General features: G+C 72.2%; 10 protein-coding genes. 7 read left to right on the forward strand and 3 right to left on the reverse strand.

Translation table 11 applies throughout. The features are described 5' to 3' along the window. Window positions 1-5 precede the first annotated feature (5 nt). Complete coding sequence (locus ACZ6QO_RS23000; protein ID WP_465853631.1) at window positions 6-347, reverse strand: nuclear transport factor 2 family protein; 342 nt, start codon at window positions 345-347, stop codon at window positions 6-8. Window positions 348-458: 111 nt separating this feature from the next. Here ACZ6QO_RS23000 and ACZ6QO_RS23005 point away from each other — a divergent pair, with 111 nt between their 5' ends. After that, the gene (locus ACZ6QO_RS23005; RefSeq protein WP_465853632.1) at window positions 459-1,187 is read left to right on the forward strand and encodes a TetR/AcrR family transcriptional regulator; all 729 of its coding nucleotides are present in this window, start codon (window positions 459-461) and stop codon (window positions 1,185-1,187) included. Between the two features lie 95 nt (window positions 1,188-1,282). Continuing rightward, window positions 1,283-2,065 (forward strand): SDR family oxidoreductase, encoded by a 783-nt coding sequence (locus ACZ6QO_RS23010; RefSeq protein WP_465853633.1) that lies wholly within the window; start codon window positions 1,283-1,285, stop codon window positions 2,063-2,065. A 36-nt stretch (window positions 2,066-2,101) separates the two neighbouring features. On the opposite strand, the gene ACZ6QO_RS23015 is transcribed toward ACZ6QO_RS23010, so the two are convergent. Next, window positions 2,102-2,779, reverse strand: coding sequence for an AAA family ATPase (locus ACZ6QO_RS23015; RefSeq protein WP_465853634.1), 678 nt, complete (start codon window positions 2,777-2,779; stop codon window positions 2,102-2,104). Between the two features lie 668 nt (window positions 2,780-3,447). On the opposite strand from ACZ6QO_RS23015, the gene ACZ6QO_RS23020 reads away from it, so the two are divergent. Continuing rightward, the gene (locus ACZ6QO_RS23020) at window positions 3,448-5,358 is read left to right on the forward strand and encodes a Xaa-Pro dipeptidyl-peptidase (RefSeq protein WP_465853665.1); all 1,911 of its coding nucleotides are present in this window, start codon (window positions 3,448-3,450) and stop codon (window positions 5,356-5,358) included. A 169-nt stretch (window positions 5,359-5,527) separates the two neighbouring features. Then, window positions 5,528-6,004, forward strand: a complete 477-nt coding sequence (locus ACZ6QO_RS23025) for a DUF5709 domain-containing protein (RefSeq protein ID WP_465853635.1) — start codon at window positions 5,528-5,530, stop codon at window positions 6,002-6,004. A gap of 49 nt (window positions 6,005-6,053) precedes the next feature. Here the strand turns inward: ACZ6QO_RS23025 and ACZ6QO_RS23030 are convergent, their stop codons facing one another. Further along, window positions 6,054-9,227, reverse strand: a complete 3,174-nt coding sequence (locus ACZ6QO_RS23030) for an amidohydrolase family protein (RefSeq protein ID WP_465853636.1) — start codon at window positions 9,225-9,227, stop codon at window positions 6,054-6,056. A 228-nt stretch (window positions 9,228-9,455) separates the two neighbouring features. Here ACZ6QO_RS23030 and ACZ6QO_RS23035 point away from each other — a divergent pair, with 228 nt between their 5' ends. The 3 genes from ACZ6QO_RS23035 (at window position 9,456) to ACZ6QO_RS23045 (ending at window position 13,301) form a co-directional block, all read left to right on the forward strand. Next, entirely contained in the window at window positions 9,456-10,160 is a 705-nt protein-coding gene (locus tag ACZ6QO_RS23035; RefSeq protein ID WP_465853637.1) for a ThuA domain-containing protein, read from the forward strand. After that, window positions 10,145-11,251 carry a Gfo/Idh/MocA family protein gene (locus tag ACZ6QO_RS23040; protein WP_465853638.1) on the forward strand — a complete coding sequence of 369 codons (1,107 nt, stop codon included), beginning with the start codon at window positions 10,145-10,147 and terminating at the stop codon, window positions 11,249-11,251. Before ACZ6QO_RS23035 ends, ACZ6QO_RS23040 begins: the two co-directional genes overlap by 16 nt. A gap of 217 nt (window positions 11,252-11,468) precedes the next feature. Beyond that, complete coding sequence (locus ACZ6QO_RS23045) at window positions 11,469-13,301, forward strand: glycoside hydrolase family 3 protein (RefSeq protein WP_465853639.1); 1,833 nt, start codon at window positions 11,469-11,471, stop codon at window positions 13,299-13,301. The last annotated feature ends 12 nt before the right edge of the window (window positions 13,302-13,313 follow it).

The raw sequence follows: 13,313 nt of genomic DNA on the forward strand, positions 1-13,313 counted from the left end.
TTCGATCAGGGCTGATCGCCGATGTGCAGGCGGGCGATCAGGCCGTCCCTGAGCGTGAAGCGGTGGGTCAGTTCCACCTCTCCCCCGGGGAAGTCGCCGCGGACGAGCGTGTGCGCCCTGTACTCCTCGTACTCCTCGTGCTCGTCCCCGCCGATGTGCTCGGTGCCGAGGACGGTCACCGTGTAGGTCCACCTGCCGGCCGTCGCCTCGCGCCAGCCCTGGATCTCGGGCCTGCCGCGGTAGGTGTGCCCCTCGTCGACGACGACGCCGTCCTCGGTGAAGCAGGCGGCCACCCCCTCGTGGTCCTGCTTCTCCGCGACCCGGAAGTAGTGCTCCACCGCGTCCATCCCACTGCCTCCTTCATAGGCGCTATATTCGATACCTAACGTTTATAGCAGACGTCGGCCGGACGGCACGCCACACCGATGCACGCGCCGCCGTGGCGCTACAATCGATACATGGCTCCTCGTGCGGATTCCCGAAGCAAGGTGGGCGCGAGCGCTCGCGATCGGCTGTTGCTGGCCGCCGGGCAGTTGATGAACGAGTCCAAGGACAGGCAGGTCTCGACCCGGGCCATCTGCGAGCGCGCGGGCGTCCAGGCGCCCACGCTCTACCACCATTTCGGCAGCAAGCAGGGCCTGATCGACGCCGTGGTGAACTACGGCTTCACCCAGTACGTCCAGCGGCCCGACGCCGGCGGGGACGGGCCGGCCGATCCGGTCGAGGCCATCCGCGACGGGTGGGACAAGCACGTCCAGTACGGGCTTGAGCACCCGTCGTTCTACGTCCTGCTGTACGGGCAGATCGAGCCCGGCACGCCGTGCGCCCTGACCTCCAGCGCCGAGGCCATGCTCGTCGACCTGCTCACCGAGGTCGCGCGGCAGGGACGGCTGAAGACCGGCCCGGCGGAGGCGGCCCGGCGCATCGCCGCGGCCAACGCCGGCGTCACGCTCAGCCTCATCGCCCAGCCCGGCGACAGGCGAGATCTCACGATGTCACGCCAGGTGCGCGACACGATCGTGGACTCGCTCATCACCCCCGCGACCGCCGCCGGCGCCGGCGAGCCCGCCACCGGCGTGAGCCCCCTCGCCGCCGCGCTGTCCGCGGCGCTCGACAAGGACGACACCGCCTCGATGACCCCCACCGAGAAGCTCATGCTCCAAGAGTGGCTGCGACGCCTGACCTGAACCTCGCGCACCCGTGCCGACCTCGCCGACCAGGGATGCTACAGTCGCTATATAGCGTATGTAGCATCCCTTCATCGTGATTCGAGGACGGCACCATGGACACACCTCTCAGCGGCTCCCTGTGCGGCAAGCGCGCTCTGGTCACCGGCGGCACCAAGGGCATCGGCGCCGCGATCGTCGCCCACCTGACCGCTCTCGGCGCCCGGGTCGCCACCACGGCCCGCTCCGCCGCGGCCACCCCGGCCGAGCTGTTCATCAAGGCCGACATCGGCGGCGCCGACGGCGCGAACCAGGTGGCGGACGAGGTGCTCGGCCGCTTCGGCGGCGTCGACATCGTCGTGCACAATGCCGGCGGTCACGTCGGCGAGCCGGGCCCGGCCGCGTCGATCGGCGACGCCGACTGGCTCGGCACCATCGAGCTGAACCTGCTCGCCGCCGTGCGCATGGACCGGGCGTTCATCCCTTCGCTGGTGGAGCAGGGCTCCGGGTCCATCGTGCACGTCACCTCGATCGCGCGCATCATGCCGACCACCGCTCCCCTGCCCTACGCCACGGCGAAGGCCGCGCTGACCGGCTACAGCAAGGGCCTGGCGGCCGAGCTCGCGCCGCACGGCGTGCGCGTCAACGCCGTCCTGCCGGGGTTCGTGGAGACCGACGGCGCCCGGCACCTCATGGAGTCCATGATGGCCGCCACCGGAGGCGATCTTGAGTCGGCACGAGCTGAGATCATGCGGTCGCTGGGCGGCGTCCCGATGGGACGGCCGGGACGGCCGGAGGAGGTCGCCGAGCTGGTCGCCTTCCTCGCCTCCGAGCGCGCTTCCTGGATCACCGGCGCCGAGTACGTCATCGACGGCGGTTCCATCCCCGCCGTCCACTGAGACGGCCGTCCACCGATCGGACGGCCGTCGCGGGGTTCAGGAGGCGTCGCCGCCGGGCGCGGCGTCGAAGCGGATCTCGCGCAGCCGGTCGGCGGCGTCGCGGTCGAGCAGGGTGACGGTCGCCGCCGGGGGCAGGCCGCCGGCGCGGGCACGTTCCACCAGGTCCTCCCAGCGGCGGCAGTGCCGGGCGAAGGTGCTCTCGGTGACGACCCGCCCGCGCGCGTACTGCCCGGCACGAGCGGTCTCCGGCGGGGTGTCCAGCAAGATCATGTGTGTCGCGGCGCCACGGCGCCGGGCGAGCCAGGCGAACCCGTACAGGATGTGCGGCCAGGTGCCCCTGGTGTGCGCGACGACCGCGTGACCGCGCGAGACGGCACGGGCGATGCGCAGCACATGGGTGGCGTGCACCAGCGGGGTGCGCACCCGAGGGGGGACCGGCCCGAGGAAGCGCGACCACCAGTTGCGCGACTGGCGGGAGTCGATCACCCGCACGTCGCCCGCGGGCAGCGGCGCGATCTCGGCGCCGTCCAGCCCGTACAGGCGCGCCAGCAGGGTGCTCTTGCCGGCGCCGGGCAGCCCCGCGAGCAGCACCAGCGAGCCGGGGGGATAGCGCAGCCGCTCGGCCGAAACCACGGCCCGCACGCCCTGTCGCGCCGCGTGCCCGGCCTGAGGCGGCTCGCCCTGCGGTAACGGGAAACTCTGGTCAGGGATCATCGACCTCTCGCCCTCCGATCGAGAGCCCGAGAGGAAGCGAACGGAGATCACCGGTCCACCAGGGCCCGTCGCCCTGACCAACGCGCGGGCCGGCCGGGGAGTTCCGGCTCTACCACGGCCTGCCGGGCGGATCACCGGAACGGCTCGCCGGCCGGGCGGGGTGTCCGCCCGGCCGGCAGAGCGCTCGCGAACGGCGTTCGCCGGGATACTCGACATCGATTCCGGTTTCGTGCCATAGAACTTCGAAGCGCTTCGAAAAAAGCCGGCGGCCCCGGCATGAAACCCTCGGCGATCGTCACGGTCCGCCGCCGGGCGAGGCGGTTCCGTCATCGCGCGCCCGGGGTTCACGCCACGCGCCCGGCGGCGGACGCCGGGGCGCAGAAATGCGCCAGGGATCGGGATCGGCGAGGCGGGGAGCCGGGCCGCTAACGGTCGGACGGGGGTCACCAGGCACCCGCACAGCCCGCCGATCCCGACATTCCTCAATAAATGCCGCGATAGAGAAATAACGTCCATCTAGTGACATTTGACGCCTTACCCCATAGCATCGAGCGGGTTCGCCTTGACGGTCCCTTTACTTTCGCTCGAGACCTGTTCCGCGGTCCCGAGCCGTCTCATCGTTGGGGAAAGGTCCGCCGATGTCCGTGCCGCGCCAGGTGACAGGTTCTTTGACCCCGCCCGCCGTCCTTCGTCCCGCGACAGCGCGCCGCGGTGCAGCGGCGCTGGGTCTCGCGGTCGTCACGGCCCTCACCGGGTTCGCCGTGAACTCGCCCTCCGCCGCCGCGGACGTCCCCGTCGGGCCCGTCTTCACAGACGGCCTGTCCCAGCCGGTGTTCTCGGCGAACCCGAACGACTGGCTCCGCCAGGAGGTATGGGTCGAGACGACGGTCGACAGCGACGGCGACGGCAGGAAAGACCGGGTGCACGCCGAGGTCACCCGGCTCAGGGAGACCGAGACGGCCGGTCTGAAGTCCCCTGTCGTGTACGAGGCGAGCCCCTACTACGCCGGCGGCAACGACGTGGCGAACCACGACGTCGACCACGAGCTCTACGAGGCACGGCCCCCGGGCAAGGACCGGCGGGACCGCGGCGGGCGGCTGCTGGACCCGGCGACCGACGAGCGGCTCACCGCCGCGGACCCCGACGGGGCCGCCGCGCGCAGCGCGGACTCCGGCCCGCGCCCCGCGATCAGCACCAGCCACGAGGCCAACTGGCTGCCTCGCGGCTTCGCGGTGGTGCACGCCGAGTCTCTGGGCAGCGGCGGGTCCGACGGCTGCCCCACCACCGGCGGGCGCAACGAGACCATCGGCGCGAAGTCCGTCGTCGACTGGCTGAACGGCCGCGCCAGGGCCTTCGACGCCGCCGGCGCTGAGGTGCGGGCCACCTGGACGACCGGCAAGGTCGGCATGATCGGCACCTCGTACAACGGCACCCTGCCCAACGCGGTCGCGAGCACGGGCGTCGGCGGCCTGGAGGCCATCGTGCCGATCTCGGCGATCTCGAGCTGGTACGACTACTACCGCGCGAACGGCGCCGTCGTCGCCCCCGGCGGCTACCAGGGCGAGGACGCCGACGTGCTCGCCGAGTACGTCTACACCCGCGCCGACCGGCAGATCTGCCGCGGCGTCATCGACGGGCTCGCGAAGGCGCAGGACCGGGTCACCGGCGACTTCAGCGCCTTCTGGGACGAGCGCGACTACACGCGCGACGTCGGCAGGGTCCACGCCGCGGTGCTGGTCGCGCACGGGCTCAACGACTGGAACGTCAAGACCAAGCACGCCGCGCAGTGGTACCAGGCGCTGAAGGCGCGCGGGGTGCCGCACAAGATCTACCTGCACCAGGGCGGGCACGGCGGCTCGCCCGGCGTCGACGTCCTGAACCGCTGGTTCACCCGCTATCTGTGGGGTCAGCGGAACGGCGTGGAGAACGACCCCCGGGCCCTGGTGCAGCGCGAGGACAGGACCCTCGTGCAGTACCCGGAGTGGCCCGACCCGTCCGCCGCGGACACCGAGCTGCACCTGGCCCCCGGCACGAACGGCGCCGCGGGCGTCCTCACCCCCGGCCGCCCCCGCCGGGGCGCACCGGTGACCGAGACCATCGTCGACGACGCGTCGAAGACGGCGCAGACCCTCGCCGACGCGGTGGCCTCCCCCAACCGCCTGGCCTACACGTCTGCGACGCTGACCGGCCCGGTAAGGCTCAGCGGGACCCCGCGGGTCTCGCTGCGCATCTCCTTCGGCCGGCCGGCCGCGAACGTCACGGCGCTCCTGGCCGACTACGACCAGAGCGGCAAGGCCAAGATCATCACTCGCGGCTGGGCGGACCCGCAGAACCGCGACTCCCTGTGGAGGAGCCGGCCGGTCAAGCCCAGCACCCCGTACCGCCTCGACTTCGACATGCAGCCGCATGACTACGTCTTCGCGCCGGGCCACCGGATCGGCGTCGTGCTGCTGTCGAGCGACCACGACTACACCATCCGGCCCGCCCCCGGCACGACCCTGTACCTCGACACGACGAAGAGCACGGTCACGCTCCCGCTCGCGGGCGGTGGGAACGCGTTCACCTTGGTGAACGGCTGAGCGGGAGCCGTTGGGAGGGCCTGGCGGACCGGCTGTACGCTTCGTCGACGGCCCGTAGCGGTGCTCGCCGGACGCCGTCCGGCGAGCGGCGGCCCATCGGCCGGCCGCGCGGGGGCCTTGCGAACATGTCCCGGCCCCCACCGGGCGCACGACGATGAGCAGGAGGGTCATGAGCCAGGACGACAGGCAGGACGCCGATCTGGGCGGCGTCGACGAGTGGAACATGGTGGAGGACGACGGCGTGCTCGACGCGTCCGACACTCTCGACGACGACCTGGTCGCCGATCCCCTCGACACGGGCGTGGCGGCGGCGGACCGCTGGTCCGGGGCGAACCGCTTCGGCACGACGCCGGCCGAGGAGCGGGCCGGGGAGTCCCTCGACCAGCTTCTCGCCGAGGAGGAGCCGGACGTCGACCCCTACGCCGAGGACGCCGACGACGACGAGGACGAGCTGATCAGGCGGGGGTACGACCGGGAGCCGCGGGCCGGCCGGCTCGTCGCCGACGACCAGGGCTTCGGCGAGGACGATGAGCCGGACCTCGTGGCGTGGGACGCCGGCGTCGACGGCGGCGGCGCCGGCGCGGAGGAGGCCGCGATGCACCTGGTCGAGGACCCCGACGGGCCCGGTGACGGCCCGCTGCGCTGAGCGTCGCCCTCCGCCAGGGCCTGTCCCGCCGCCGGCCGCACCCGTCGCCTCAGTGGTCGTGGCCGCAGGAGACGCGGGCCCTCTCCAGCTCGGCGGGGTGGTTCCACCAGAAGCCCGCGGTGCTCGGGTGCGCGGGGACACGCGCCCTGACCTCGCCGCGGAGCGCCGTCGCGGCGGGCGCGGCGTGGTCGGTGGTCGTGGACGACGGGTACGGCGCGAGCAGCCGCTCGACCGTGTGGTGCCTGCCGCCGACGACAACGGCGGTGACGTTCGCGGCGTCCTCGATCCGCGACAGCGGATCTCCGTCGACGATGGCCAGGTCGGCGTACATGCCCTTGCCGATGCGCCCCAGCGGCAGGCCGAGGTAGGTCCCTGACGTGCTGGTCGCGGAGGTCAGCGTCTCCAGCGGGGTCAGGCCGTACTTCACCATGGCACGCAGGTTCATGTGCAGGCTGATCGCCAGGTGGTCGATCGGCGCGTCGGTGCCCGCGGTGACGACGCCGCCGCCGCGGATCATCGCCACGAGCTGCGCGACCTGGTTGGCCAGGTTGGCCCGGGCCGCCGTCTGATCGGTGGTGCGCGCGGTGGTGACGGTCGCCTGGAGCTTCGCCATCCGCCAGTTCGGGTAGAGCCGGCGGACCCGTTCGTCGTCGACCAGCGAGGTGTCCTCCTTGTAGAGGGTGGCGGAGCCGAACAGGGTGGGCGTCCTCGCCATCTTCGAGGCGTTGAACATGGAGATGACGTCGGAGTAGGCGGAGCCGACGTTGGTGACGGTGCGCGAGTAGCCGAACCGGTTGGTGGCGCCGACGTGCTCGGTCCCGTCCCCGCCCATCGCGATCGCCGGGTAGTGGTAGTGGGACGTGACCTGCTTGCCGTGGCGGTGCGCCCAGGCGATGACCTCCTTGTGCCAGACGACGGGCAGCCGCACGTAGCACTTCACCAGGTCGTAGCCGAGGGCGGCGGCCCGTTCGAGTTCGAGCCCGAGCTGCTGGTGGGAGAACGTCGGGCGCATGAAGTTGTAGTAGATGCGCGGCCCGTCGACGGCCTCGCCGGTTGCGAGGTAGCGCGGCGCGAGCCGGGCGCCCGACTGGACCGACTCGCGCTCCTCGGCCATGTGGTAAGCGGGCGAGCCGGGTGAGCGGGTCGTCGTGATGCCGAGGGCGAGCCACAGCGGCCCCTGCCGGGCCCCGTAGGCGTAGCCCTGCATCTCACGGTGGTGGTGGATGTCGATGAGGCCGGGCATGACGAACCTGTCGCCGGCGTCGACGAGGGTGCCGGGCCGCCCGTCCCGGTGCGGCTCGACCGCCACGATGCGCTGGCCGCGCACGATGATGTCGACGTCGCGGGCCACGGTCGCCGAGAGGCCGTCCCACATGCGCCCGGCGTGCACGACGACCTGGCCGGGGCCCGGGTCGTTGCGCCAGGACATCCGGACCGGGATGGACCGGCCGGCCCTGCCGTCGACGCGGACGGTCTTCAGCCGCCCCCCGTTCAGGTACAGGAGGGTGGCGGAGTCGCCGGCCCAGACCGGGGCGTCCGACAGCTCCCGGGTGACCTGCCGGGCCGGGCCGGTGGGCCGTCCGGTCCGGTCCACGGGCAGGACCCACACGAGCGACTCCATGGCGAAGGCCAGCATGGTGCCGTCCGGCGACCAGACGGGGCCGTCGTCGCCGCGGGTCTGCAGGGACCGGTGCGGTGTCGGGTCGACGTAGGCGCCGGCGCCGGTCGCCCGGTCCACGAGCAGGATCTTGGACAGGCCCTCGCGGTAGCGCCGCGAGTACGGCACGACCGCCGCCAGCGCGATCGTCCCGCCGTCCGGCGACCATGTCGGCCGGCCGGGTTCGAAGGTCGCGTCGAAGACCTTCTGGACGTCCCCCGTGGCGACGTCCAGGACCCACAGCGCGCCGTCCTGGTCCAGGTAGGCGATCTCCTTCCCGTCCGGTGACCACCGGACCGACAGGGCGGCCGACTCGGTCAGCCGGGTCAGCTGCCGGTCGGTCCCGGTGGCGAGGTCGCGTACCCAGATGTTGAGGGTGCCGGTGCGGTCGGTGACGAACGCCAGCCGCCGCCCGTCCGGGGAGAAGTCGGGGTCGGCCTTCCACCACCGGTCGCGGAACAGCGGGACCGGCTTGTTCCCCCCGCGCATCAGGTAGATGTCGTTGAGGGCGCGGAACGCGATGGCCGAGCCGTCCGGGGACACCGCCGGGCTGCCGATGCCCACGACGGGGAACGCCCCCGGCTGGTCGAACACCCGGACGCTCTTTTCGTACTTCGGGGTCGTCGCGGTGAGCGCGGCGGTGAAGCCGACCGTGCCGGCGGAGGCGGAGCCGAGGCGGCGCGTCCTGATGGCGCCGGCGGAGGTGTAGAAGTAGCGGCCGTCCGCGGTGAACCCGGCCCTGAACGGGAAGACCTCCTCGCCGGTCACCAGAGCGCCCGCGGTGCTCGCCAGCTCGTTCACGCCGCCGTGGAAGAGGTGGTAGGCGATGTCGGTGCCGTTCGGCAGCCACGACGGCTGGTGGACGACCTGGCCGGCGGGGACGGTGACCGCGGTGGCGCGGGCGCCGGTCGCCACCTCCACGACGTCCACCCGGGTGTCGGCGACAACGAACGCGATCTTGCTTCCGTCGGGCGACCAGGCCGGCTCGTACTCCTCGGCGGAGCTGTCGGCCAGGGCGCGGGACGCGCCGGTGGCGACGTCGAGCAGGTGGACGCCGTAGCCGCCGCCTGCGTCGGAGGAGTAGGCGATGGTGCGCCCGTCCGGGCTGAACCGGGGCTCGCGGTGGTCGTACGGCCCGCTGGTGAGCCGCTTGATCGCCGACCCGTCGGGCCGGATCGTCCACAGGTCGAAGACGCCGTCGCGGTAGGACTGGAACACGATCGTGGAGCCGTCCGGGGACCAGTCGGGCTGGGCGATGTCGTACAGGTCGCTGGTGAGCCGGCGGGCGGTGCCGCCGGAGGCGGAGCAGACCCACAGAACGCCGAGCATGTCGAGGGCGAGCGTGCGGCCGTCGGGTGAGAGCGCGACGGCGAAGTCGGTGCCGGACCGGACAGAGGTGGTGCCGCTCTCGCGTGCGCCGCCGGTTCGGGCGCGCACGGCCGGTGCGGGGATGACGGTGGCGGCGAGGGCGGCTCCCGCGCCGGCCAGCACCGCCCGGCGGGAGGGGCGTGCGGGTGACCCGGTGATGGAGACGGGCGCGTCCGGGGAGGTGGGAGCGGGTGACATCGCGACTTCTCCTCCTACGTTGCACATCGTCGGCAGAACGCAATGATCCCCCGCGTCATGGGGCGAAGCCAGCGGTCCCCTCGGATTCAGGCCCGGCAGCGGCTCAGGCCGGGCCCGTGGAACCCGTCCAGCGCCGGGAATGTCGCGGATTTACCGAATAGGGCACTAGTGACTATCTGTGTTAAGTGTGACGATTGGATTCGTTTGCCGTAGAGCGATAGGTGGAAGATGACAGGCGATCACGACCGTAGGGCTCTGGTGGTTCGGGGCGGCTGGGAAGGGCACGCCCCCGTGGCGGCCACCGAGCTCTTCATCCCGTTCCTTGAGAAGCACGGGTTCGAAGTACACCGGGCGGACTCACCGGCGCCGTACGCCGACCCCGGGTTCATGTCCGGTGTCGACCTCATCGTGCAGTGCTACACCATGGGCACGATCGAACCGGAGGAACTGCGCGGCCTCACCGCCGCGGTACAGGCCGGCACGGGACTGGCGGGCTGGCACGGCGGCATCGCGGACTCCTTCCGCAACTCCTCCGACTACCTGCACCTCATCGGCGGGCAGTTCGCCTGCCATCCCGGCAAGGACCCCGCCGAGCGGGACGGCTCGCAGGCCGACAACTTCGTCCCGTACACCGTCACCATGCTGCCGGAGGCCGGATCCCACCCCATCACCGCGGGCATCTCGGACTTCGACCTGGTCACCGAGCAGTACTGGGTGCTGACCGACGAGTACATCGACGTGCTCGCCACCACGACGCAGAAGGTCCGGCCCTGGGACCCCTGGCACCGGGAGGTCACCTCGCCGGCGATCTGGACCCGCGCGTGGGGCAGCGGAAAGGTCTTCGTCGCGACCCCGGGCCACAGCGTCGACGTCCTGGGCGACGACAACGTGCGCACCATCATCGAAAGGGGAATGCTGTGGGCCAGCCGATGAACGTCGGCGTCGTCGGGTGCGGTGTCATCTTCGCCCAGTACCGCCAGACGATCGAACGGCTGCCCGAGCTGCGGCTCGTCGCCGTGGCCGACCTGGACCTGGAGCGGGCCAGGGAGGCCGTGCGTGCGTACCCGGACGTCGAGGTGCTCAGCGTGGCCGAGCTGATGGCCGATCCGCGCGTCGAGGTGGTGCTGAACCTCACCATCCCCGCCGCGCACGCCGAGGTCGCGTTGCAGGCCATCGCCGCCGGCAAGGCCGTCTACTGCGAGAAGCCCCTCGCCGCGACCACCGCCGACGCCGCGCGGGTGCTGAACGCGGCCGCCGCGGCCGGGGTGCGGGTCGGCTGCGCGCCGGACACGGTGCTCGGCACCGGCACGCAGACCGCGCGCAAGGCGATCGACGACGGCCTGATCGGCAGGCCGGTCGCCGCGACCGCGACCATGATGACTCCAGGTCACGAACGCTGGCACCCTAACCCCGACTTCTACTACGCGCCCGGCGGCGGCCCGCTGCTGGACATGGGCCCGTACTACATCAGCAGCCTCATCACGCTGCTCGGGCCGGTGACGACGGTCATCGGCGCCGCGAGCCGCACGCGGGCCAAGCGGACCATCGGCTCGGGCCCCCGCGCCGGCGAGGAGATCCCGGTCACCGTCGACACCCACGTCACCGGCGTGCTGGTCCACGATTCGGGGGCGCTGTCCACGCTGGTGATGAGCTTCGAGGGCGCGGCCACCACCACGCCGAGGATCGAGGTGCACGGCGAACGGGGCTCGCTCGTCGTCCCGGACCCCAACCACTTCGACGGCCCCGTCCTGCTGGCCAAGGTGGGCGGGGACGGCTGGGAGACGGTCACCGACACGGCCGGCTACGCCGAGGCCGGGCGCGGCGTGGGCCTGGCGGACCTCGCCACGACCCCGGCGGGCCGCCAGTCCCGCGCGAGCGGGGAGCTGGGCTACCACGTGCTCGACGTCATGGAGTCGCTGCTGTCCTCGGCGCAGTCGGGGACGGCGGTGACCGTCGCCAGCACCTGTGAACGGCCCCCCGCCGTGGCGTCGCACCGGCCGGAGGCCGACGGCGTGCCCCGGTAGCCGCCCCCGGCGCGGGCGGCGCCGGCATCCGTAGACCGGGAAAGCCCCCGTGGCGGCGCCTCGCGCGATCCTTCGCGACACGCGCGCCGTCACGGGGGCCGCTCGCGGCCCGGAAGTTTCCGCGCGGAAGGCGTTGACCATCCAGCGTGGACGTAAGAAACTTCCCGGCAAAGCGACCTTGCATGAAATTTACCTACATGCGAGGGATGGAGGACGGATGCGGTGCCTGCGGTTACTGGCTCTGACGGCGGCGATGGTCCTCGGAGCGGGGGCGGCGCCGGCCGCCCACGCCGACCGCGGGAAGGACTCCTGGATCCTCGGCAAGATCGCGGGGATGACCCTTGAGGAGAAGGTCGGCCAGCTCTTCGTGGCGGACGTCTACGGGCAGAGCGGGGACACCGCCGACCCGGCCGCCGTGGCGGCGAACCAGGCGATGTACGGCCCGGACGTCAGCAACGGCGACGACCTCATCGCCAGGTACAAGCTCGGCGCGATCCTCTACTTCCGGTGGGCGGGCAACCTGGACGACCCGGTCAGGACGGCGGGGCTGTCCAACGACCTGCAGCGGGCGGCGCTGGCGCAGCCCGCGAAGATCCCGCTGCTGATCGCCACCGACCAGGAGCACGGCGCCGTCTACCGGCTGGACGAGCCGTTCACCGCCTTCCCCGGGCAGATGGCGCTCGGCGCGACCCGCAGCGCCGGCGAGGCGCTCGCCGCGGGGCTGGCCACCGGCCGTGAGCTGGCCGCACTGGGCATCGGCCAGGACTACGCGCCCGTCGCCGACGTCAACGTGAACCCGGGAAACCCGGTGATCGGCGTCCGCTCGTTCGGCGAGGACACCGGGCTGGTGTCGAAACTCACGGCGGCCTCCGTCCTCGGCCTGCAGCAGGGCGGCGTCTCGGCGACCCTGAAGCACTTCCCCGGCCACGGCGACACGGTCAACGACAGCCACAACAGCGTGCCGTGGATCTTCCACACCAAGGAGCAGTGGCGGCGGATCGACGCGCCGCCCTTCCGGGCCGGCATCGCCGCGGGCGCCGACATGATCATGACGGCGCACGTCGTCATGCCGTACCTGCAGAGCGACTGCGACGTGGCGACGCAGCAGGGCTGCGACCCCGCGACGCTCGACCCCGAGATCATGACCGGGCTGCTGCGCGGCGAGCTCGGCTACGACGGCGTCGTGGTCACCGACTCGCTGTCCATGCAGGGCGTGCGCGACAAGTACGGCGACGACCGCGTCCCGGTGCTCGCGCTCAAGGCCGGAGTCGACATGCTCATGATCGTCGACGACCCGTCGAGCACGGTCTCCCTCGACGTCGCCTACGACGCCGTGCTGAACGCGGTCCGCTCGGGCGAGCTGACCGAGGCGCGCATCGACGAGTCCGTCTACCGCGTCCTACGCTTGAAGAAGCGGCGCGGCTACTTCACAAGTGATCGGCAGGTCGACGAGGGCAAGGTGCTCGGCCGCCTCGGCACCCCGGCGCACAAGGCGCTCGCCCGGTCGGTCGCCGGCCACAGCGTGACGCTCGTGCGCAACGACGGCCGCCTGCTGCCGCTGGCGAAGGCCGGGCGGCGGGTGCTGGTGACCGGCTACCGCAACGTCACGCCGCCGTCCGTCAAGATCCCGCCGGCCGAGCGGCTCGCCGAGGCGATCGGCGATCTCGGGGTCACCACCGAGCTGTTCGAGACGGGCGCGGCGCCGAACCGGGCCACCGTCGAGGCGGCGGCCGCCAGAGCCGGTGACAGCGACGCCGTCGTCGTCACCACGGTGAACTCCAGGACCTCGGCCGCCCAGCGCGACCTGGTCGGCGCGCTGCTGGCCACCGGCAAACCCGTCATCGTCGTCGCCGTCCGGAACCCGTACGACATCGCGGACTTCCCCGGCGCTCCGGCGTTCCTCGCGACGTACTCGTGGGAGAAGCCGGCGATGGAGGCCGCCGCGCGGGTGCTGTTCGGCCGCAGCGCTCCCACGGGCAGGCTGCCGGTGACGATCCCGGCCGCCGACGGCTCCGTCCTGTACCCCTACGGGCACGGCCTGCGCTACTGACCCCTCCAGAAC

It is taken from the genome of Sphaerisporangium sp. NPDC049457, from assembly GCF_055586705.1.

Coding starts and splice junctions, on each gene's coding strand:
- ACZ6QO_RS23030 (WP_465853636.1), bottom strand. CDS start 9,227: ATGTCACCCGCTCCCACCTCCCCGGACGCGCCCGTCTCCATCACCGGG.
- ACZ6QO_RS23010 (WP_465853633.1), top strand. CDS start 1,283: ATGGACACACCTCTCAGCGGCTCCCTGTGCGGCAAGCGCGCTCTGGTC.
- ACZ6QO_RS23005 (WP_465853632.1), top strand. CDS start 459: ATGGCTCCTCGTGCGGATTCCCGAAGCAAGGTGGGCGCGAGCGCTCGC.
- ACZ6QO_RS23025 (WP_465853635.1), top strand. CDS start 5,528: ATGAGCCAGGACGACAGGCAGGACGCCGATCTGGGCGGCGTCGACGAG.
- ACZ6QO_RS23045 (WP_465853639.1), top strand. CDS start 11,469: ATGCGGTGCCTGCGGTTACTGGCTCTGACGGCGGCGATGGTCCTCGGA.
- ACZ6QO_RS23000 (WP_465853631.1), bottom strand. CDS start 347: ATGGACGCGGTGGAGCACTACTTCCGGGTCGCGGAGAAGCAGGACCAC.
- ACZ6QO_RS23015 (WP_465853634.1), bottom strand. CDS start 2,779: ATGATCCCTGACCAGAGTTTCCCGTTACCGCAGGGCGAGCCGCCTCAG.
- ACZ6QO_RS23035 (WP_465853637.1), top strand. CDS start 9,456: ATGACAGGCGATCACGACCGTAGGGCTCTGGTGGTTCGGGGCGGCTGG.